The organism is Bradyrhizobium sp. BR 10289, assembly GCF_019455385.1.
Taxonomy (GTDB): domain Bacteria; phylum Pseudomonadota; class Alphaproteobacteria; order Rhizobiales; family Xanthobacteraceae; genus Bradyrhizobium.
On record NZ_JACOFR010000035.1, the window covers coordinates 23,941 to 43,897 of the forward strand.

At 64.1% G+C, this 19,957-nt stretch carries 19 protein-coding genes; 7 read left to right on the plus strand and 12 right to left on the minus strand.

From position 1 onward, the window contains the following. Positions 1 to 182: 182 nt before the first annotated feature. From HYH08_RS34570 to HYH08_RS34595, 6 genes are all read right to left on the minus strand, one after another. Positions 183 to 1,247 carry a hypothetical protein gene (locus tag HYH08_RS34570; RefSeq protein WP_220014285.1) on the minus strand — a complete coding sequence of 355 codons (1,065 nt, stop codon included), beginning with the start codon at positions 1,245 to 1,247 and terminating at the stop codon, positions 183 to 185. Between the two features lie 38 nt (positions 1,248 to 1,285). Further along, positions 1,286 to 3,190, minus strand: coding sequence for a TniQ family protein (locus HYH08_RS34575; RefSeq protein WP_220014286.1), 1,905 nt, complete (start codon positions 3,188 to 3,190; stop codon positions 1,286 to 1,288). Beyond that, the gene (locus tag HYH08_RS34580) at positions 3,180 to 4,274 is read right to left on the minus strand and encodes a TniB family NTP-binding protein (RefSeq protein WP_220014287.1); all 1,095 of its coding nucleotides are present in this window, start codon (positions 4,272 to 4,274) and stop codon (positions 3,180 to 3,182) included. Before HYH08_RS34580 ends, HYH08_RS34575 begins: the two co-directional genes overlap by 11 nt. A 3-nt stretch (positions 4,275 to 4,277) precedes the next feature. Then, entirely contained in the window at positions 4,278 to 6,467 is a 2,190-nt protein-coding gene (locus HYH08_RS34585; RefSeq protein ID WP_220014288.1) for a TnsB C-terminal domain-containing protein, read from the minus strand. A 66-nt stretch (positions 6,468 to 6,533) separates the two neighbouring features. Beyond that, on the minus strand, positions 6,534 to 7,256 hold the full coding sequence (locus HYH08_RS34590; protein WP_220014289.1) for a hypothetical protein: 723 nt from the start codon (positions 7,254 to 7,256) through the stop codon (positions 6,534 to 6,536). Between the two features lie 545 nt (positions 7,257 to 7,801). Next, positions 7,802 to 8,767 carry a nucleotidyltransferase family protein gene (locus HYH08_RS34595; protein WP_220014290.1) on the minus strand — a complete coding sequence of 322 codons (966 nt, stop codon included), beginning with the start codon at positions 8,765 to 8,767 and terminating at the stop codon, positions 7,802 to 7,804. Between the two features lie 126 nt (positions 8,768 to 8,893). On the opposite strand from HYH08_RS34595, the gene HYH08_RS34600 reads away from it, so the two are divergent. The 3 genes from HYH08_RS34600 (at position 8,894) to HYH08_RS34610 (ending at position 10,663) form a co-directional block, all read left to right on the plus strand. Continuing rightward, positions 8,894 to 9,112 carry a hypothetical protein gene (locus tag HYH08_RS34600; RefSeq protein WP_220014291.1) on the plus strand — a complete coding sequence of 73 codons (219 nt, stop codon included), beginning with the start codon at positions 8,894 to 8,896 and terminating at the stop codon, positions 9,110 to 9,112. Positions 9,113 to 9,250: 138 nt separating this feature from the next. Further along, a complete protein-coding gene (locus HYH08_RS34605; RefSeq protein WP_220014292.1) occupies positions 9,251 to 9,655 on the plus strand; it encodes a DUF2513 domain-containing protein in 405 nt (134 codons plus the stop codon). A 24-nt stretch (positions 9,656 to 9,679) separates the two neighbouring features. After that, positions 9,680 to 10,663: a hypothetical protein gene (locus tag HYH08_RS34610; RefSeq protein ID WP_220014293.1), complete on the plus strand. Its 984-nt coding sequence runs from the start codon at positions 9,680 to 9,682 to the stop codon at positions 10,661 to 10,663. Between the two features lie 117 nt (positions 10,664 to 10,780). Here the strand turns inward: HYH08_RS34610 and HYH08_RS34615 are convergent, their stop codons facing one another. The 5 genes from HYH08_RS34615 to HYH08_RS34635 form a co-directional block, all read right to left on the minus strand. After that, positions 10,781 to 12,475, minus strand: coding sequence for a lysine--tRNA ligase (locus tag HYH08_RS34615; RefSeq protein ID WP_220014294.1), 1,695 nt, complete (start codon positions 12,473 to 12,475; stop codon positions 10,781 to 10,783). Positions 12,476 to 12,576: 101 nt separating this feature from the next. Further along, positions 12,577 to 13,509, minus strand: coding sequence for an ABC transporter substrate-binding protein (locus tag HYH08_RS34620; protein WP_220014295.1), 933 nt, complete (start codon positions 13,507 to 13,509; stop codon positions 12,577 to 12,579). Between the two features lie 155 nt (positions 13,510 to 13,664). After that, positions 13,665 to 14,255, minus strand: coding sequence for an SCO family protein (locus HYH08_RS34625; RefSeq protein ID WP_220014296.1), 591 nt, complete (start codon positions 14,253 to 14,255; stop codon positions 13,665 to 13,667). A gap of 23 nt (positions 14,256 to 14,278) precedes the next feature. Then, positions 14,279 to 14,473 (minus strand): hypothetical protein, encoded by a 195-nt coding sequence (locus tag HYH08_RS34630; protein ID WP_220014297.1) that lies wholly within the window; start codon positions 14,471 to 14,473, stop codon positions 14,279 to 14,281. 128 nt (positions 14,474 to 14,601) lie between these two features. Further along, positions 14,602 to 15,123 carry a hypothetical protein gene (locus HYH08_RS34635; protein ID WP_220014298.1) on the minus strand — a complete coding sequence of 174 codons (522 nt, stop codon included), beginning with the start codon at positions 15,121 to 15,123 and terminating at the stop codon, positions 14,602 to 14,604. A 280-nt stretch (positions 15,124 to 15,403) separates the two neighbouring features. Here HYH08_RS34635 and HYH08_RS34640 point away from each other — a divergent pair, with 280 nt between their 5' ends. The 4 genes from HYH08_RS34640 to HYH08_RS34655 all read left to right on the plus strand — a co-directional run bounded on the left by HYH08_RS34640 (position 15,404) and on the right by HYH08_RS34655 (position 18,921). Next, the gene (locus HYH08_RS34640) at positions 15,404 to 17,062 is read left to right on the plus strand and encodes an FAD-binding dehydrogenase (protein ID WP_220014299.1); all 1,659 of its coding nucleotides are present in this window, start codon (positions 15,404 to 15,406) and stop codon (positions 17,060 to 17,062) included. 3 nt (positions 17,063 to 17,065) lie between these two features. Beyond that, complete coding sequence (locus HYH08_RS34645) at positions 17,066 to 17,983, plus strand: CE1 family esterase (RefSeq protein ID WP_220014327.1); 918 nt, start codon at positions 17,066 to 17,068, stop codon at positions 17,981 to 17,983. A gap of 109 nt (positions 17,984 to 18,092) precedes the next feature. Next, positions 18,093 to 18,443 (plus strand): RidA family protein, encoded by a 351-nt coding sequence (locus HYH08_RS34650; RefSeq protein ID WP_211402612.1) that lies wholly within the window; start codon positions 18,093 to 18,095, stop codon positions 18,441 to 18,443. A gap of 112 nt (positions 18,444 to 18,555) precedes the next feature. Then, entirely contained in the window at positions 18,556 to 18,921 is a 366-nt protein-coding gene (locus HYH08_RS34655) for a nuclear transport factor 2 family protein (RefSeq protein WP_220014300.1), read from the plus strand. Between the two features lie 190 nt (positions 18,922 to 19,111). Here HYH08_RS34655 and HYH08_RS34660 read toward each other — a convergent pair whose 3' ends face one another. Next, positions 19,112 to 19,954 carry an amidohydrolase family protein gene (locus HYH08_RS34660; RefSeq protein WP_220014301.1) on the minus strand — a complete coding sequence of 281 codons (843 nt, stop codon included), beginning with the start codon at positions 19,952 to 19,954 and terminating at the stop codon, positions 19,112 to 19,114. Positions 19,955 to 19,957: the final 3 nt, after the last annotated feature.

The window sequence follows — 19,957 nt, forward strand, 5'->3', positions numbered from 1 at the left end:
CCCCGTAGCCCGTACGAGCTCTCTTGTCGGCTGCGCGTGCCCCGGCGCCCCAACCGCCACAAGCAAAACCGGCCTTCCTTCCACAAATGTACTCGCGACAATCGGCATACTTCCTCCCAGATTTTCGCCGTCGGAGCCGCAAGATCCGTCTCGGATACGGTGCAAGCGGAGGCCAGACTTGATCAGAACCCGCGCCCTGCGAACCGCGAAGAACCCGCCTTTGGACCGTGAAATGCCTTAAAGCCGCCGGTCTCGTCCTCCAGGCGGGAGTAGGCATCCCGGAGCGGCTCGCTGCGGCCGCCTCCTGTGATCCGGTCCATCATTGCAGCCGCCAGAACGTTCCACTTTTGCGGGACCCAAATCACGTTGCGCGACTTCAGCCTCGCTTCAATCATTTCAGCGATCGAGCGATCCGGGTTCAAGACGTAGATCCGGCCATCGTAATCTCGGAAGCGATCTACGAACAGCCGAAGGCTCTCATGATCGTCGTGCTTGAGATGACTGGTCGGGTCCGTCGAGGCAAAACTGTAGCCGCAAATTGCCACGAAATCTGGCTCGAATCCCCACATCGGGGCCAATCGCGCGACAAGTTCTTGATGCCCGGGTTTACCAAAATTCGGCTCGGGAACGCATAGGAGCAAATCCTCGAATTCGATCTCAAATCCGAAATCGCGAACGCTCTGAAGCACACGGGCGATGTCCGGGGCTCCGAGATGCACCTTCACGCTTCCGTGCACCGGGATTACCTGATGATGGCCGCCACAGATATCATCCGCGATCCCGTCGAGATTGTAGTTCAGCAGGGTCGTCGACGGGAAGAATTCGAAGATACCGTAGTTCCGGTACCGCAGGTCATCTCTGCGCTGGTTCAGCCTAGCCTTCGCCAATTCATGAACCTGATGAAAGCTGGCAACGCCGTTCGGCATGTGACTAAGGATCGCCTTCGACATCTCAAGATCGAAGCCAAGTTCGCCCCTCCGCGCCAACAAGCTCGGCATGGCGAACTCGATCGACCGGCGGGTCAACAGGTCCTGTTTGGCGCGGGACGCCGAAAGCGCGGTCCACTTTTCAAGAAAGTCTAGGGAGGGAGCCGCCATGAAGCGCTGGCCAAACGGAACGATACCCGCTGACGCGCCAGCGCCAAGCAGGAATAGACCTCTGCTATGCCTGAAGTGCCACAAGAGCTCCTCAAGCGGAACGGTTCTCCGTCCAGCCACGGACTGCCCCCAACGGGCGACGGCGATCATCGCCCTAGCTCATAGAGATGAGGATTTTTCGGGCCGGTTCAAGACGCGGAGGCTGGCTCGGGTTGCCCGTCGCTGTTCAAGCGACGATCTCCTGAACTCCTGATGTGGGCCCGCCGGTAAAAAATCGTGAACACGTCGTGCTTTTGGAGCGCCGGCTTGATACCCTTGGCATCGAGCTTCGCCTTCATGGTCGCAGAATGCAGACCGCGGGCCCGGGCGAGTTCGCCGAGCGCCACGTAGCGCTTATGGAAGGCCTTCACCTGCGAGGGCTGGATCCGGGCGATGCGATGACCGGCGCGTTCGATGGTAGCTGATTTGACGTAACCGCGCGCGACCAGCGCCTGAGCCGTCTGCTTCCGCAAGCCGAGCCTGTCGGCGAACTCGTCCACCGAGATCGTCCTCGCCTGCCGTCCATGGACCAATACGCGGACCTCGCGCAGATCGACGAGAATCGAACGACAGCCGCTCTTGCCGGTCAAAGCCCCGACCCATTTCAGCCGCCTGTCGAGGATAAGCCTGACGATGTCTGTCTGAGCGCACGAGACCTTCCAGGAGGCTTCCAAGAGGGTCGCATGACCGGTTTCCTTTGCGGTCACGGGTCGAGCGCGCTTCAAGAGGCGGGCGACGAACGCATCCACTGCGGCCGTCGAGACCGTCGCCCGCAGGCCAAGCGAACCGTCGGCGATCGGCTCGAGAAGGCCCGCCTTTACGAGCATCTTCACCTGATAAAGACCGGTGCCGATTCTCTTGGCGACTTCATGATAGGGGAGCGCCGCGACGGCATCGCGAACGATCCGACCGCCCTCTACGGCGTCGAAAAGGATGTGGGGATCGGGCAGCTTGACCTGCTCCTCATCGATCATCCCGGCGAGCAGAAGTATTTTCTTCACGCGACCGGCTCCGCGGCCGATCTCCTTGGCGAGGGAGGTCACCGAGTGCAGCCTCCTCTCCGTGATGACCTCGCCAAGGACATTGTCGCCGGGCTTGAGCGGGAAGCTGGCCTTGACGAAGTCCGACACCAGGATTCGCAGCGGGGCGAACGCCGGCACCCGCCAAGTCGGACGCTTCGGGTTGACGTGAAGATAATTGTACAGCGACGCGAAGGCTTGGCGCACGATCTGGTCGCGCACGGTGGTGCGCCGGCGCGCGTGGGCCATGGCCATGGTCCGCAAGAGCTCCTCGATTGCTTCCTTACCGCGGCTGGCGATCTCGAACCCACGAACGCGCGCCTGCCGGAGCTTGTCGCCACTGAGATTGTCCCGCTTGCCCTTTCGGCCGAAGCAGGCGGCCGCCCCCAGCATCTCGCAGGTCCGGATCGCCGCGAAGAGGGGCATGGCATCGAGGAACGGCGCGCCCGTGTCGCAACCATCCAGACGGGCCAAAACGTAGTCCTGCAGGCCCGTCGGGTCGCGCAGCGGCGCCTTTTCTGCCATCTCGGCGAGCCCGGCCGCCTTGGCGACCAGAATGTCCGAGAAATCGAAGCAGTAGGCCGTGCCGGGCGCCTTGTGCACGGTGGCCATGGCGCAGCCATGGACCGGGCAGGTATCGACCACGTCCAGGAGCCACTCGGCGCGGCAGACATACGCCGCATCGGCCGGCGTCTTGCCTGCGTTCCGCGCGTCCTCGACGAGGCAACGGGGGCAGACGTCGAGGCGCCCCACGACCAAGGTTTCCCGGCGGAGCGACTGACCGCGGTAGACGAAATCGTGATCTCCAGTCCTGACAAAGGCGCAAGCCGCCAGATCGACCTCGTCAATACCGCCGAGGGCAGCGATCTTCGCGATCGCGGCTTCGTCGCCGTTGGTCAGCTGCCAATGCTTGATTCCAAAATCACCGCAGAGCTCCCTGACCAGCAGGTCGTGCGCCCTCGCCAGGCGCGAAGCGTAGGCCGTCGGCGGCTCTCCGGAGCGGTAGGGCGGAGCGAGATCGAGCTTAGCGGTCATAACGTCGGGGCTCCGACTTCCTGACCGGCTTTTTGGCGGACTTCTCGACCTGCTCGTTCTCCTTTTCGAAGATGATGCTGGGGTCAATGGTCTGCCAGCCCGGGGACGCGAACACGTTGAGCTCGTCGGGTTGGGCGGTCCGCTCGGCGTATGCTTCGATCAGGTGATCGATTCCGAAGGTCTTGCTCTTGGCCGTCACGGCCACCTCAATGGCGTCCAGCAGGATCTCGAAGACGAGGCCGAACTGGTAGGCCGCAGCATGGATCAGGCGATCGACGATGGTGGATCCCGCCCGCTCGACGTATTTCAGGCCGGCGGCCTCGGCGAAGTCCTTCATGGCGTCGCCGATCCAGGCAGCATCGTCCGCAGCGACCAGATCGTCGAACATGACGTATTTGAGCCGCCGCTTGAGCTGGCGGTCCTTCTGGAAGATCAGCAGGGTCTCCTGGATGCCCGACAGCACCAGCTGCACCGGCCACACGCGGGAGATCATCAGGTTGCGGAAAGTGGCCTGGATCTTCTTGATTTCCCGGTCATGCGCGTTCTGCAGGACGTTGTGGACGTCGTCGAAGTGCAGGAACATGACGCGCTTGCGGCGGAGGAGCTTGCGGACCCGCTTCCAGGCCTCGTTCTCCCGCAGCGGCTTTTCGGTGTCGTACCCGAGCGCCTCCAGCGTGGCGTCGCCAAGCTGCGTCAGCGTGCAGGGCGACGGCACCAGCACGGTCACGAAGACGCAGCCCGAGCCCTCGATCCCGTAGCCCGGAAAGGCCGGATGATCGACCAGCACCCTTTCGAGAGCCGCCGTCTTGCCCGAGCCGCTGCCGCCGACGACCACGAAGCCGACGCCGGCGCGGCGATTTTCGTCGCCCTCGGGCCGCTTCGGATACCGTTTCTTCAGGGCGTTCCGGATGAGGCGCGTGACCTGCTCGCCTACGGCGTCGTCGCGCTCGGATTCGATGTAGCAGGCCTGCAGCTTGGCCATTACGGCCGAGACGCGGTCGTCCTCGTCCTTCAGATAGGCCTTCAGGGGGCCGAGCCGATCCACCGTCTCAAGCTCGGAGACGTGCTCAGTCTTGCGCACCATGCGTTACTCCTCGATTTTGTAGCGGACCTTGCGGCCCTTTTTGGCAGGCGCTTTTTCCGCTCCGTTGGTCGGGGCCCGCTGCGCTCTCTTCGGCGCCTTCTCGACGGCATGGATAGACTTCGCCTCCGGCTCGTCGACCGGGGCCACGCCGTCGCCGGACGTCGCCCCGCCGACGAGAAGTGCGCCATCGAGCAGGGACACCGGCTCAGTCGCCTCGGCGGCAATCCGGTCGCGCGCGAACTTCACCCCGATGTTCATGCGCTTCTGGTGGTAGGCCAGCGTCTCCGCGTCCTTCGGCTCCTCAGCGATGTTGCGGCGTTTGCGAGCAATCCGGCCGACCTCGACCAGATGGGTGATGGTGTCGTCGAGGATCTCCCTGGTGATGGCGTTAACGACGGCGTTCCGGGCCTGGAGCTCGTCCCAGACGGCGATCCAGTCCTCGGCGGTGACGCGGAAAAGCTCGGGAGCGCCGTCGATCGTGACCCATTCGTCGCCGATCTTGGCCGAGACGGCACCGAGGTTGCGCAGATCGACGCGGGACTCGACCCTGATGTGGTCGGCTTGCTTGAACAATTCGTTGAGTTCGGCCGACTGGTAGTCGATGCCGAGAATACGCAGCCCGTGGGCGCCCAGCATGGGGCTCAGGCGCTGCCCGAACACGACCCGCCGTAAATTGTCGTCCGGGGGCGGATCGACACCGAACTCCGCGGACAGACGGAGCCAGGCCGAGCGGGGCGTCTCGCCGCCGAGGCCTTCGTGCGGCGAGTTGTGGTAATGATCGACCTTGTAGCGGACGAGTGCCTCGACGAACTCGTCGATGGTCAGGCAGGCGTTGCCTTCGCTGTCGTATTCGCCCTTTTCAACGACATTGCCAAAAGTGCGGCCGGCGAATAGTCCGACGAACTTGTCGTCGGTGGAACGTAAGACGCGCTCGACATTGCCGCGGAGCCAGGGGAGCCCCGCGACCGTCGTGGTGAACTTGATGCCGAGATCGACGGTCTTGGCGTGGAAGTCGTAGTTGGCGAAGCTGGAGCCGGCGTCGGCGACCGCGGTCTCCATGGTGCCGCAGATGTCGAACGGCGTCAGGGCGCCGACCGCATCGGCGTAAGGCTGCTTGTCCGAGACGGCCATTTCCAGACAGCGGACGGCGTTTTCCGGGCACGCGGTCCGGGCGACGCTCATGCCGACTACGCATTTGGTCGCGACATCGAGCGCGATGCACAGCACCAGGCGGATCTTCTCGGCGGCCTCCTTCTGGGCGTCGCTCCAAGTGTCCCAAACGCCGGTCAGAATCGCGAGCACATGGAGGTGCACTTCCCATTCGTCGAACTCGACCCGCTGCAGCGGACGGACCACGTCTGACAGACCGGTGGTCACCGCGCGGAAGTAGTTGCGCGCGATGTCCGTACCCTCCTGGCCAGCCATCTTGTCGTAGGCGGGGATGGCGTCGATCTCCTCGCGGAGGCGCTTCTCCGAAGGCACCTTCAGCAAGCGACGGCCGGCGGCTTTCCGGCGCTTGTTCTCTTCGTTGATCTCGGCGGACATCCGCCGCCAGATCAAGGCCGCCGTGGGGACCTCGGGAGTGGCGACCTGGCGGGCAAAACGGACCAGGAAGGCGTATTCCTCCGGCTCGAGGCGCGGGTCGTGGTTGCCGCTCTTGCGCAGCTGGTTGCGGAGCGACAGCGGATTCATGCCGCCGGCAATCAGAGCCGCGCACCACTCGCGCAAAGCCTTGGGACCCGGGCTGTCGACGACGACCGTCTTCCGCCCGGCGCGTTTGCGCTTGCCGCCTCTCCCGATGATCTTCTCGAGCTTGCCGATTTCCTGGGCGATCTGCGGAATGGCGATCAACAGGCTGTCGTCGGTAAACGAGATCTCGCCAGCCTCCTTCTTGCGGAGCACCGTCAGGCACCATCGCTCCTTCCAGAGGATTTCCTTCTGCTCCTCGTCCGGAAGGTCCGTGACGTAGGCGACACCAGCGTGTTTGCGCGCCCGCGCCGCTTCTGGATTGTAGAAGTCCCGCGTGTGGCTGTAACCGCGGCTGTGCCGCACCACGGTCAGATCGTCCCGCGACAACGTCTGCGTCACATTCGGATTGTCGACCCGCGCGATAGTCGTCAGGCCCCGGACGACGCCCACGCAGGTGTACTCGACCCGGTCGATGACGATCTGGTCGTGGGGCCCGTATCGCATCGGAGGCGCCCCGAGAGGGAGCGGCGCCGGCGGCGGGGGTGTGGTGCGGAGATGCGCCATCCGGCCTCAGCTGCCCTTCGGACGGCGCACGACCGCCTGCGAGACGATGCGGACATGCTCGACGAGCTCGAGCTTGCGGGCGGCGATCAGGCGCACGATGGCACGGAAGCCGGCGCCGTGCAGGCCGCTGGCCTGGCGGAGCGCTCCGACGGTGGTGGTGCCGTGCAGGTCGCCGATCAGCTTCTCGATCGCGGCGTCGTGCTCGGGCACGGGGAAGCGGCGGGCGGTGTAGATGACCTCCGCATTGAAGCGGTCCTGGGGCTTGAGCTTCGCCTCCGTGACCAAGTTGATGCGGCTCGCGAGCTTGGGCGACATCTGGCGCTGCAGGAGTCGATGGATCTCCTCGACTTCCGAGGACGCGACCTTGTCCTCGGGCTTGATTGAATGTGCAGTCCGCGAGCGGTCCGAGTGGACGGAGGTGAAGTCGAAGGTGAAGCGGCGGAGCACGCCGTCGCGGTCCACGTACTGCACCTGCGGCCACTGGCTGATGACATCGACGATGTCGGGCTGAGCCAGCAGCCAGAGACCGCTGCTGAGTTCCAGGTCCGACTCGACGCCTTCGACGTGTCCGTCGACCACGAAGACCGTCCGCGACGAGCCCTTCGACGAGAAGCCGATCGAGCGCGCACCACGGGTGTCCTTCTCGCTGGGTGGCGTCCACCGGCGGGGCAGAACCCACGGCGGCGGGACGTTCGGGTTGGGCGTCAGATACTGCTCACGCGTCATCATGTACGGTTCGGTCCGGGCAAAGCGCTGCCGTCGCCGGAAAGCGGGTTTCCGGACGGGAGCGGTGGATTCCGTGGATCTGTCGGAAGTTGGCCTCGAACCGGCCTTGCCAACCCGGCCCAGGGGTGATCTGGTCCGGGTGCTAGTTGGCGGTGGCCGGTCCGAGGTGTCTCTTCCGAGGTTCTTCTCTGGTTTCCCCAATCGAGACGCGGTCCGGTCGCACGGGCCGCGTTTTTCGTTTGGGAGGTCGCTTCTCCTTTTCGCTCGTTTCACCGTGCCCGAGCGCGATCGCCCAGGGCAAGAATGTTGTTTTCAGGCCCGCTTTCGGCTTGACGCCCGATTTCGGCGCCACGCCCGAGAACCGGACAACGAAGCGTTAACCACGTCCGAGGCCGCGGAATCGACGTTTTCGAAAACCCGGCCTTTCGGGCCTGACAATTTTCCAAGGACTCGTTCGCAGTCGTCGACTGCCGGGCCAGGCCCGGTGCCGCCGAGTTTTCAACACTCCGTCCACAGCGATCACGCTGCTGGATATGATTCAGCTTCCCCTATGGTCCTCTGAGGCGGAGCCAACGTACTTCGGGATCGACATCAAGAATGGCCTCCTGGACCACATCGAATGTATCGGGCCAGCAATGTCTAACCAGCGAGCAGGCAAACTCGGCCCTGTGGGCCCAGAGTTCGTCGTCGCGCATGCAATGGCTTGCGATCGCGTAGGCGGCCGGGTCGAGCGCGGTGAGTTCGATGGGGCGCGTGTCCCGGCTGAACGTCAGGCCCTTGGTGCCCGGCCCCCGGAGCATGGCCCTGAGCTCGCGATGGGCATCGCCGTCCAGCCGCCGGACGAAGTAGGTGGGCAGGAAGACTTCGGCCAGCGTCCGCCGCTCGCGCTTCGTCCGGATCAAGTACCGGTCCTCATCGTACTTGTAGGAGGCGCCCTCGTTGTCGACATCGCAGGCCTCGGCGATCTCCGCCAGATTGAGGGTCTCGAGGTCCTCGGTCCGGGCCACGAATTGCAGGTGCCTGTCCTTGACGAGTGCCGCCGGCGCCAGGATCCCGGAGCCGCTTTCGTAGGCGAGCAGCGCGCTGCCGCCGAACAGCGAAACCCGGCTGGAAGCTCCCGTGTACCAAAGCCGGTCCAGGGTTTCGGCCAGCCGCCCATGCAGCCGGGCCACGCCGTAAGCCTTCGCCAGCTTGCAGGACAGCAGGACGTCTTCCCGCAGCTCCCGCCGGACGCGGCGCGCCTTCAGCACGGTGCTCTCGAACTGCGCGAAAATCGCTTCGGTTTCCGGGGTACGCCGTCCGAGGGATTTGACCTTCTGCTTGCCGTCCTCGCGCGTGTAGCGCGTCAGGTATTCGATGCCGTCCACGGTCCGCCAGGCCATGCCGCCGCCGTCCGAGGCGGCCAGCACCTGCAGGGAATGCCCGAACTCAGGCCACAGCTGCTCGATCCGGGCGAATTGCTCGGTCTGGGCACTGTTGAGCGGCACGAGCTCGACATCTTCTGCAGTTTCCATGAAATTCCAGATAAGCTATCAGGGGTTCCATGTCAAGTGCGCACATGTGCGCCTGTGGACCTCTGCTGTTGCCGCCATGAACGGGGCGTGCATCATGGTTAACGCGGCCGAATCAAGGGGGTTTTAGTGGCGAAGAGCGGCAAGCCAACGGAGCGGAAAAGCCGGAGCGGACCGCGCGCGCCCGCTGGCAAAAGCCCGCTCCAGGTTCTCATCGACGAGCAGACCATCGAGGACACCAAGATCGAGGTGATCCGCCAGAAGACGAGCGTTTCTGCGGTGGTTGAGAAGCTGCTGCAGGGGTGGTTGGACGGCACCTACAAGCTGCAACGTAAGAGCGACGGTTAATAGTTTTCACCACAGATCCCCAGCATTTCGTTTCGCAGACTTGCTCCTGTCGCGCAGCCTCGCGTATCTGACGCCGCGACAATTTGCCGATCTCGGCGAATACAGCCTTCCCACCGACCGTCAGCAGGAGCTGCCGCTGTGCACATCGACCAAGATTACCTGAAGCGGCTGCTCGAAGCCTGCCAGGCGTCGGAAAAGCCGACTTTCGATATCCGAGACTTGGACGCGCTCGGTTTTGACCGTTCCGACGATCGGTTCGAGTTCCATCTGAAGATCCTCGCTGATCAACGTCTCATCGAGCAGGATGATGGCGAGCCGGGGTTCGGCCTTCAAAAGAGCATCGATGGTTTTCGGTCCTGGAACGTGGTCCCGTTGCGCCTCACGGCAGCAGGCCACGACTTCATCGAGGCCCTCTCGAACAAGGAGGTGTGGGCCGCGATCAAAAGCGGCTTCAAGGACGCAAGCCTCTCGACCCTGAAGAGCGTCTCGTTGAAGCTGCTGGAAGGTTACGTGAAGAAGAAGGTCGACGACGTGCTGAAGTGAAGCCTTGGAACGGATAGGCTATCTATGACCGAGCCCCGTGACCGCGATACCCTGGCCAACGCTCCTTTGTCGAGCTTTGCCGTAGATGTGGCTTCAAAGCTCCAGTCCGTCGATCGGATCGCCCATGCCGTCGTGAAGGCCATCAACGAGAACATCGTTCCGCTCCAGGCGAGCTTGCAGGCGGCCAGTCGGGTTGCCCAATCCGCCGAGCGGGCGTTTCAAACAACGGTAAAGCCCTTTCTGGAGGGCCTCCAGCCCGCGCTTCAGAAGGTCCGTGAAGCTCACGTCCAATCGACCGTGGCCGCAAAGGTTGGGCAATCGCTCGAGAAGGCCGGCTGGTTCCCGCACGGCGCGATTCCGCTTTCCGTCGTCACGAAGGACGACTTCGAGGCAGCCATCCCCGCCTGGATCGACGCCAACGGCGGCACGGACTGGTCGTCCATCACAAAGGTGCACGACCTCAGCACCGTCGGGCAACCTGCCAAAGAATCCTTCGCAACGGCGGTCTCACTTTACCAGTCCCAGAAGTACAACGCCGCCCTCAGGGTCATCTTCCCCGAGATCGAGGCTTGCGCCTTTGAAGCCTTCTACCGTGCATTAGGAATATCCTGGAGCCGCCGAAGCAAGAGGCCTACCCGCCTTCTAGAGTTGCAAGACGTGATCCGATTACTATGGAGGATCGGTTCATTGGGTGCGCTGTTCGATGCTCGTGGCGTGTGGCTGCCGCAGCAGGAGCAGATCATCAGGGACTTCTGCTACACGGATGTCGACCAGGACAACGTTTTGCCCGCCCAATTGCACTTCCCAAACCGCCACGCCGTCGCCCACGGCGTTCTCCGATACGACTGCCAGAAGGCCTGCATCAACGGGCTGCTGATTGCCGACGTCATGTTCCGCGGGATCCACGCGGCGAACGTCATATTCCAGAAGTCGCCCTCCCAGGTCGAGGATATGCTGCGAGAACTCAGGGAAGATCGCGAAACGCAACGATCAAGCAAGAAGTCCTAGCTCCGCTTCTACCTTCAGTCGAACGCTTGCCGTGCAAGCTGGCGCGTTAGCTCATCTACAAGCAACGCCAGTCTCTACGATACATAGCCTGCATGCTCCCGGTAGGGCGCGGGCGTACTATGCTTCCGTTTGCGGGCGTACTTGGTTGTGATGCGGGCTAACTATGGGTCGGGTAGCACTTGCCAGCGCACCGTCGATCATGTTGACCGCGTTCTGCACGCCATAGACCGCGACGAAGGATCCGAAGCGCGGGCCCTTCTCCTGGCCGAGCAGCACCTGGTAGAGCATGTTGAACCAGTCGAGTGTGACGCCGGGACGGCCGTCTTTGCCCTTCTTGACCTGGTCGAGGAACGGCTCGCGGCGGCCGACCTCGTAGACGACGTTCTGGATGTCCTCGGCCGAGGCCTCCTGTGGCAACTGCGACAGTGCATCGCGGAGGTCCTGCAGCGCGGCACGTTCGGTGTCGGTCGGCACGCGGAACGTCTTCGTCGGCGCGACGAAGTCACGGTAATAGTTGATGGCATAACCGACCATTGCATCGAGCCTGGGATGGGTCTGCGGGCTCACGCCGGGACGATAGCGGCCGATGAAGCCCCACAGCGTCTCGGCATTCTCCGCGTTCGACGACGACACCAGCGTCAACAGCAGCTGGAAGGTGACAGGCATGTCGCCCTGCGGCGGCTTGCCGGCATGGATGTGCCAGACCGGATTGCCGAGCTGCTGCTTGCCATCCTGCTTCGGAAAGCCGTCGAGGAACTGCTGATAGTCGTCGACCTGACGCGGGATGACGTCGAAAAACAGCCGCTTCGCCGCCTTCGGTTCGCGATACATGAACAGCGACAGCGATTCCGGCGAGGCGTAGCGCAGCCATTCGTCGATCGTCAGGCCATTGCCCTTCGACTTCGAGATCTTCTGGCCCTTCTCGTCGAGGAAGAGCTCGTAGTTGAAGCCTTCCGGCGGCGTGGCGCTGAGCGCCTTCGTGATTGCGCCTGACAGCTTGACGGAGTCGATCAGGTCCTTGCCGGCCATCTCGTAGTCGACGCCGAGCGCGACCCAGCGCATCGCCCAATCAGCCTTCCACTGACATTTGACGTTACCTCCGGTAACTGGCGTTTCGACCTCTTCGTTGGTGTCGGGGTCGACATAGGTCACCGTGCCAGCGGCGACGTCGCGGCGGATCATCGGCACCTGGAGCACGACGCCCGTGGTCTTGCTGATGGGCAGGAACGGCGAATAGGTGGCGCGACGATCGGGCCCGAGCGTCGGCAGGATGATGTCCATGATCTTGTCGTAGGCGGCGAGCATCTTGAGCAGCGTCGCGTCGAAGCGGCCGGACTTGTAATAGACGGTCGAGCTCGCGAATTCGTAGTCGAAGCCGAAATGATCCAGGAACGCGCGCAGGCGCGCATTGTTGGCATCGCCAAACGACGGATGCTCGTTCGAGAACGGATCAGGCACCGCGGTGAGCGGGCGGCCGAGATACTGCGCCAGCAGGTCCTTGTTCGGCACGTTGTCAGGCACCTTGCGAAACCCGTCCATGTCGTCGGAGAAGGCGAGCAGACGCGTCTTGATCTTGTCCTCGGTGAGCACGCGGAAGGCATGGCGCACCATCGAGGTGCGCGCGACCTCGCCGAACGTGCCGATATGCGGCAGGCCTGACGGACCGTAGCCGGTCTCGAACAGCACCTCGTCCTTCGGGCTTTTCTTCAGCCGCGCGACAATGGCCTTCGCCTGCTCGAACGGCCAGGCGTTGGATTGTTCGGCGAGCGCACGCAGATCGCTCGGGCTCATGCTGGGATCGATAACGGACATCAAGGGGCCTCCGGGCCGCGGAAAATAGCGATTTCCGGGCAGAATGCAAAAGTTGCGGAGCAACTAGCGCGGGCAGCTCGCTCGCCGCAAGAGCGGCGAAACTAGAACGGGCTCACCGAGAAATAGCGCAGCCACAAATCGGTGTAGCGGCCTTTTTCCCAGACGCGGAACAAGGCCCAGTTCAGGGCCTGGCGCAGCACGTCGTTGCCCTTGCGCACCGCGATGCCGATGCCTTCGCCGAAGAAGCGGCTCTCGACGAAGGGGCCGCCGGAGAAGGCGCAGCAATCGCCGGAATCGGTGCCGTTGATCCAGAACGCCAGCGAGATGGCGTCGCCGAAGATGAAATCGACCTCGCCCTTGCGCAAGCCGGTGCGCAAAGCATCGTCATTGGGATAGGGATGCAGCTCGGCGTCAGTGAACATCGCCTTCAGATAAGCCTCGTGCGCGGAGCCGCCGATCACGCCGACTTTCTTGCCCTCGAGATATTCGGGGCGGATCTCCGGCATCACCGCGTCCTTGCGCGAGACGAAGCGCGCCGGCACCCGGTAATAGGGATCGGTGAAATCGACGCGGGCGCGGAGCTGCGGGCTCACCGCCATCGAGGCGATGATGGCATCGCCGCGGTTGGAGGAGAGCGCGTCGACCAGCGTCTCGAAGCGGCGCATCTGCACGGTGCAGGTGACCTTGATCTCCTCGCACAGGCTGCGGGCGAGATCGACGTTGAAGCCGGCCGGATTGCCGTCGGCGCCGGTGTAGTTGAACGGCGGATAGTCGGTCTCGGTCAGGAAGCGGATCACGGTCAGGCGCGACAGGTCCGGCCGCTCCGGCCGCCGCCGCGGGTCCCAGAAGCCCGGGACGGCCTGGGGGGCCGCCTGGGGCCCGGTTTGCGGTGTCGCCTGAGGGGCCGCCGGGGGCTGCTTGGCGGGGGCCTGGGCGCGCGCGCCGGGCAAGCCGGCCAGCAGACAAATGCCGGCCACCGCAGCCAGCAGGCCGCGGACAGATTTGGACGATTTTGCCTGTCGCGACGGGGCCATCGGCGGGAAATGAACGAATTTCGTTGGGATCGGGGGGCGTTATAGACCATCCCGCCGGGAACGCGAGCGCGGAATGCGGCCAAGGTGAAGGTCCGCTCCCTGCCCCGCATCCGCCTTCGCCGAGATTTCGGCGGACAAAGCGGGAGAGGTAAACCTCAGAGATACTTCTTCAAATCTGCCGCGGCCTCTTCCGGGGTGCGCTTCAGGTTGAACGGCGAGACGAAGCGGCCGTCGCGGTCCATCAAGTAGATCAGCGCGGTGTGGTCCATGGTGTAGTCGCCGTCCTTGGTCGGGACCTTCTTGGCGTAGACCCGGTAGGAGGTGATGACCTTGGCGGTCTCGGCGGGGTCGCCGCTGAGGCCTTCGAGATGCGGGTCGAAGCTGGCGAGATAGTCCTTCATGACCGCAGGCGTGTCGCGCTCGGGATCGACCGAGATGAAGACGGCGTTGACCTTGTCGGCGTCCTTGCCCATGGCGCGCAGCACTTCCGAGATTTCGAACAGCGAGGTCGGGCAGACGTCGGGGCAATGGGTGTAGCCGAAGAAGATCAGGGTCGGCTTGCCCTTGAGGTTCTTGTCGGTGACGGCCGCGCCGTGCTGGTCAGTGAGCTGGAACGGGCCGCCGATCGCGGCTGGCTGCGCCACCTTGCTGACCCCGCCCATGGCCCAGAACACGATAAGCAGTCCGAGGACCAGGCTTGCGGCGAAGGCGGTCGCGATCACCAGCGGACGGGCGGCGGAACTCATGAGCGGGAAACTTCCTGTCGGGGTCAGAAGCAGGCGGCGAAGCCGGTCCTGATCATTTCGAAAAACACCTGGCTGCCGTAGTGGAACCAGAGCGCAAGGGTGCCGGCCACGATCAGCCCGCCGATGCCGGCGCCGGCCCACAGCAGCACGGCCGGCGTCCGGCCGGCAGTGGGCGAATTGTCCGATACAGGACGGGCCGGATGCAGTGGTTGAGCCATGACACGCGCCGGGGCAAAGGCCCCGGTTCCCTGGCTCTCAAATAGGCTTGGGTTCGCCTGCGGGCAAGGCGCGGCAGGCTATCGAAGCGCTGCTGACAGGCCGGACCGATCGCTTCAGGCCGGGACGATCAGTGCAGGAGCTGGCCCCGGGCGGATTCGACCTGCTCGCCTTGCGGCAGGGGTCGGCGCGACGGCTTGATCGTCGAGGCCTGAGCGTCGAGGTAGCAGGGCTTGTACATGGCCTGGAGCTGCCTGCCCTTCAGGAACAGCATGTGCGGGGTGAGGCCGCCGCGCTGGCTGATCCAGCGCTTCACCTGCGAGGGGTACATCGCATAAAGCATCTGGGTCGCTTCCGCATTGGTAACGGCGCGGCCATTGGCGCCGAAATCCCAGGCGGCATGGAAACCGAGGGTCGCGCTCGAGGTCACGCAGATGCGGTCATGCGGGATGGCGCCGAGGACGATGGTGCAGGCCGAGGCGCAGAGACCGTCGATGATGACGGTCTCGCCCGACTGCCTGAGGTCCTGGTATTTGTCGACGTAGGTCCCGATCCGGCCACCGCGGTCGTCCGCGATACGAACCACCGCGTGAGAGGCCCCCATGCCCCCGATCAGGAGAACCGCCGCAAGCAATCCCGTCAGAAACTTCATTGTCCCCCGCCCCAGTCGAATTCGAATCTGCGTGTCAGGTGGTGATGCCTGGCTAGCGTCGGTCGTAACCGCGGTTTTGTCTAGGCAGGCCGGCTCGCTCAAAACAAATTCAAATCCAGTGTTGCGTCGGCGCTGCACCCGAACGGACTTAATCCCAAAGTGGAACAAGTTAACGATGTCTTGCGCGCCACACCCTTGATCTCAGTTACAACCGCTGGCTTCAATCCGGGCAACTACAGGGCGGAACCTGTAGACGGGGGAAACAGGGAGGGGGAAACACATGGCTGAAGAGGCGGACGTCGTCGTCGTCGGCGCTGGACTATCGGGCCTCGTGGCCGCAACCGAGATCGCGGATGCGGGCAAGCGCGTGATCGTGGTGGACCAGGAAGGCGAGCAGTCGATCGGCGGCCAGGCGTTCTGGTCGTTCGGCGGATTGTTTCTGGTCGATTCGCCGGAGCAGCGCCGGCTCGGCATCAAGGACTCCTTCGACCTCGCCATGCAGGATTGGCTCGGCACCGCCGGCTTCGACCGCGACGACGATTTCTGGCCGCGCCAATGGGCTGAGGCCTATGTGGCGTTCGCGGCCGGCGAGAAGCGCAACTGGCTGCGCGCGATGGGCCATCGCATCTTCCCCGTGGTCGGCTGGGCCGAACGCGGCGGCTATGACGCGATGGGCCACGGCAATTCGGTGCCGCGCTTTCACGTCACCTGGGGCACCGGGCCCGGCATCGTCGAGCCGTTCGAGCGCCGCGCCCGCGAGGCGGCGAAGAGCGGGCGGCTCACCTTCAAGTTCCGCCATCGCGTCGATGCGCTCTCGATCACCAACGGAACGGTCGATGGCGTCAGCGGCGCGATCCTCACAGCCGACAATGTCGAGCGCGGCAAGAGTTCGTCCCGCGATGTGGTCGGAGAATTTGCGCTGAAGGCGCAGGCCGTGATCGTCGCGTCCGGCGGCATCGGCGGCAATCACGAACTGGTGCGGCAGAACTGGCCACAGCGGCTCGGCGATCCTCCGAAGTTCATGATCTCCGGCGTGCCCGAGCATGTCGACGGCCGCATGATCGGCATCACGGAGAAGACAGGCGCGCGGCTGATCAACCGCGACCGCATGTGGCATTATGTCGAAGGCATCCAGAACTGGTCACCGATCTGGCCGCACCACGGCATCCGCATCCTGCCCGGCCCCTCCTCGATGTGGTTCGACGCCACCGGCACGCGATTGCCGGCACCGCTGTTCCCGGGCTCGGACACGCTCGGCCAGCTCAAATACATCATGTCGACAGGCTACGATTATTCCTGGTTCGTCCTGACCCAGAGCATCATCAAGAAGGAGTTTGCGCTGTCGGGCTCGGAGCAAAACCCCGACCTGACCGGCAAGAGCTGGCGCATGACGATCAAGCGCGCCACCAACAAGGGTGCACCGGCGCCGGTGGAAGCGTTCAAACGCCATGGTGTCGACTTCATCGTGCGCGACAAGATCGAGGACCTCGTTGCCGAGATGAACAAGCTCGCCGGCAACGATCTCCTCAAGCTCGAGCACATCAGGATGCAGATCGAGGCGCGCGACCGTGAAATCGCCAACGCTTACGTGAAGGATGCGCAGGTGATGAACATCCACAATGCGCGGCGCTATATCGGCGACAGGCTGATCCGCACGGCGTCGCCGCACCGCATCCTCGATCCCGCGCACGGACCTCTGATCGCGGTCAAGCTCAATATCCTCACGCGCAAGACGCTCGGCGGTTTCGAGACCGATCTCGACTCCCGCGTGTTCGGTGGCGAAGGCAGCGTCATTCCCGGCCTGTACGCGGTCGGCGAGGCCGCCGGATTCGGCGGCGGCGGCGTGCACGGCTATCGCTCGCTGGAAGGCACCTTCCTCGGCGGCTGCCTGTTCTCGGGCCGCAATGCCGGCCGTGCCGCGGCGAAGGCGGTGGGATAGATGATGCCGCGGTGGATGTGCGTCTGGGCGCTTCTGGCAGGTCTCGCCGCCGCCCCGGCCGCGTTCGCCGAAACGATCGACGTCTACGGCACGCTGCGGTCCTACACGGCGCAATTGCCGGCGAAACGGCCGGCACCACTCGTCATCGTGCTGCACGGCAAGACCCAGCGCGGCGCCGACATGATCACGCGAACCGCGTGGCCGCTGATCGCGAAGCGCGACGGATTCGCCGTGGCCTATCCCGACGGGCTGAACAATTCATGGGCCGACGCGCGGCCAGAGGAGCGCCGCGCCGGCCGCGGCCCACCAGAGGGGACCGACGACGTCGCTTTCATCGCCAGGCTGGTCGAGAAGCTGGTGGCCGACGGCATCGCCGATGCCAAGCGCGTCTATGTCACCGGCATCTCCAATGGCGGCGCGATGGCGATGACGCTGGTCTGCGCACGCGCCGATCTGTTCGCGGCCGGGGCAAGCGTGATCATGAACCTCACCGAAGAATCGGCCGCAGCTTGCCATCCGTCGCGCGCCCTGCCGATGCTGGTCATGAACGGCACGATCGATCCACTGATCCCCTATGAGGGCGGCCGCGGCTCGGGCTATTTTGCCGCAGCCGGGTTCTGGTCCACGGAGAAGACGGTGGCGTTCTGGCGCAAGCTCAATGGCTGCGATGCGAACGACGCCACGAAGACCGAGCTGCCCGACAAGAATCCCGAGGACCAGTCCACGGTGACCCGGATCACCTCGCGCTGCCCGAATGGGCACGATGTCCTGCTTTACCGCGTCAACAATGGCGGCCATCGCATGCCCGGGCTGTTTCCGGATGCCCGCTTCCCGAAGATCGCGGCCGGCCTGCTCGGACCGCAGAATGGCGACATCGATGGCGCCGAGACGATCTGGACATTCTTCAGCCAGTTTCCCTGACGCTTGCATCGGCGCCCACGCATGCGTGCCGGGCAACGCATGCGTGCCGGGGGTGGCAAGCCGCAAGGCGCTGGGCTAGACAGGGCCGCCATTCCAGCAGGAGACCCCAATGAGCATTCAGCGTTTTGAAACCGGCCCGCGCATGAGCCAGGCCGTCGTGCACGGCAACACCGTCTATCTCGCCGGTGTCGTTGCCAGCAATGCGGCGGGCGAAAGCGTAACCAAGCAGACCCAGGACATCCTGAAGACCATCGACGGCCACCTCGCCAAGGCCGGCACCGACAAGTCGAAACTGCTCTCGGCCACGATCTACATCACCGACATGAAGACCTTCGGCGAGATGAACGCGGTGTGGGACGCCTGGGTCTCGCCCGGCAACACCCCCGCGCGTGCCACCGTCGAAGCCAAGCTGGCGGCACCGCAATACACCGTCGAGATCATGGTGACGGCTGCGAAGTAATAATCTTCGAAAACATTCGCGCGCGCCGATGACCTCCGAGGTAATCGATCGGCGCGCGTAAACCTTCGATAGTCGGGGACAGCCGGACACGGCACCATCGAAGGAGAGCAACATGACCAACTATGCGGCTATCGCCCACTGCTATATCGATCTCTGGAACGAGCGCACGACCAGCCGCCGACGCGAGCTGCTGAGCGAGACCTGGACGGCGGACGCGAGTTATGTCGATCCTCTGATGAAGGGCGACGGCCCCGATGGCATCGACGCGCTGATCGCGGGCGTGCAGCAGCGTTTTCCCGAGTTCAGGTTCACGCTGATCGGCGAGCCCAACGGCTACGGCGACCATTTGCGCTTTTCCTGGGGCCTGGGTCCTGACGGCGTCGATGGCCTGATCAAGGGAACGGATTTCGCCGTGCTGAAGGACGGGCGGATCAGGAGCATCACCGGATTTCTGGACCAGGTGCCTGCGGGGGTGTGAGGGGCTAAATGCCGCCTCACACTCCGGTGTCGTCCCTGCGAACGCAGGGACCCATAACCACAGGGAGAGGTTTGGCGAAGATTCAGAGTTCGGTACTCACACTCATCCGCACCGATAGATCACGCGGTATGGGTCCCTGCGTTCGCAGGGACGACACCTGTAGTTGGGCGCGAGCGTTGCGCCCAACGCATCATCCCAGCCGATACGCCATCTTCGCATTCACACCGAACGCCTTCTCACGCACGCTCGCGCCGACCTTCGCCAGACACGCTTCCAGCGCGCCTTTGATCTCGTCATAACTCCCGGCGAGCAAGCACACCGGCCAGTCCGAGCCGTAGATCAACCGATCCTTGCCGAAACATTTGGCGACGTGTTCGACGAACGGAAACAGCCGCTCCGCATCCCAATCGCTCCACTTCGCTTCCGTCGCAAGGCCCGAGATCTTGCACCAGACATTGCCGCAGGCAGCCAGCGCCTCGATGCGGTCGGGCCATTCGGCGCTGCCGCCATCGGCGATCGGCGGTTTTGCGGCGTGGTCGAGCACGAAGCGCGCTTGCGGAAAGGCCTGCGCAGTTGCGATTGCGGCGGGCAGCTCGCGGGTGCGGACGAGGAAATCATAGGCGAGATCGCGCGCGAACACCGCGGCGAGGCCGCGCTGGACGTCTTCGCGCAGCAGCCAGTCGGGATCGCTCTCATCATGGACCTGGTGGCGGATGCCGACGAGCTTGTCGCCGCCGGGCGAGGCGCGCAGCCGGTCGAGCGTGTCGCCGAGCGCTCCGTCGGTCAGATCGGCCCAGCCGACAACGCCGACGACGGAAGGCGTCGTGTGCGCGATGTGCAAGAATTCCTCGGTCTCCTCCAGCGCGGAGCGGCACTGCACCAAAATGCTGGCGTCGACGCCGCTCGCTTTCAGCAACGGCGCGAGATCGGCGGGACCGAAGGCGCGGCGGATCGGCGCGAGCTCGGGCGCGTTCATCCAGGGATAGTCGGCACGCGCCGGATCCCAGAAATGCTGATGGGCGTCGATGATCATGCC

What these genes read in the sequence shown, in the direction of transcription:
- HYH08_RS34570 (WP_220014285.1), bottom strand. Translation starts at nt 1,247, where the DNA reads ATGATCGCCGTCGCCCGTTGGGGGCAGTCCGTGGCTGGACGGAGAACC.
- HYH08_RS34575 (WP_220014286.1), bottom strand. Translation starts at nt 3,190, where the DNA reads ATGACCGCTAAGCTCGATCTCGCTCCGCCCTACCGCTCCGGAGAGCCG.
- HYH08_RS34580 (WP_220014287.1), bottom strand. Translation starts at nt 4,274, where the DNA reads ATGGTGCGCAAGACTGAGCACGTCTCCGAGCTTGAGACGGTGGATCGG.
- HYH08_RS34585 (WP_220014288.1), bottom strand. Translation starts at nt 6,467, where the DNA reads ATGCGATACGGGCCCCACGACCAGATCGTCATCGACCGGGTCGAGTAC.
- HYH08_RS34590 (WP_220014289.1), bottom strand. Translation starts at nt 7,256, where the DNA reads ATGATGACGCGTGAGCAGTATCTGACGCCCAACCCGAACGTCCCGCCG.
- HYH08_RS34595 (WP_220014290.1), bottom strand. Translation starts at nt 8,767, where the DNA reads ATGGAAACTGCAGAAGATGTCGAGCTCGTGCCGCTCAACAGTGCCCAG.
- HYH08_RS34610 (WP_220014293.1), top strand. Translation starts at nt 9,680, where the DNA reads ATGACCGAGCCCCGTGACCGCGATACCCTGGCCAACGCTCCTTTGTCG.
- HYH08_RS34615 (WP_220014294.1), bottom strand. Translation starts at nt 12,475, where the DNA reads ATGTCCGTTATCGATCCCAGCATGAGCCCGAGCGATCTGCGTGCGCTC.
- HYH08_RS34620 (WP_220014295.1), bottom strand. Translation starts at nt 13,509, where the DNA reads ATGGCCCCGTCGCGACAGGCAAAATCGTCCAAATCTGTCCGCGGCCTG.
- HYH08_RS34625 (WP_220014296.1), bottom strand. Translation starts at nt 14,255, where the DNA reads ATGAGTTCCGCCGCCCGTCCGCTGGTGATCGCGACCGCCTTCGCCGCA.
- HYH08_RS34630 (WP_220014297.1), bottom strand. Translation starts at nt 14,473, where the DNA reads ATGGCTCAACCACTGCATCCGGCCCGTCCTGTATCGGACAATTCGCCC.
- HYH08_RS34635 (WP_220014298.1), bottom strand. Translation starts at nt 15,123, where the DNA reads ATGAAGTTTCTGACGGGATTGCTTGCGGCGGTTCTCCTGATCGGGGGC.
- HYH08_RS34640 (WP_220014299.1), top strand. Translation starts at nt 15,404, where the DNA reads ATGGCTGAAGAGGCGGACGTCGTCGTCGTCGGCGCTGGACTATCGGGC.
- HYH08_RS34645 (WP_220014327.1), top strand. Translation starts at nt 17,066, where the DNA reads ATGCCGCGGTGGATGTGCGTCTGGGCGCTTCTGGCAGGTCTCGCCGCC.
- HYH08_RS34650 (WP_211402612.1), top strand. Translation starts at nt 18,093, where the DNA reads ATGAGCATTCAGCGTTTTGAAACCGGCCCGCGCATGAGCCAGGCCGTC.
- HYH08_RS34655 (WP_220014300.1), top strand. Translation starts at nt 18,556, where the DNA reads ATGACCAACTATGCGGCTATCGCCCACTGCTATATCGATCTCTGGAAC.
- HYH08_RS34660 (WP_220014301.1), bottom strand. Translation starts at nt 19,954, where the DNA reads ATGATCATCGACGCCCATCAGCATTTCTGGGATCCGGCGCGTGCCGAC.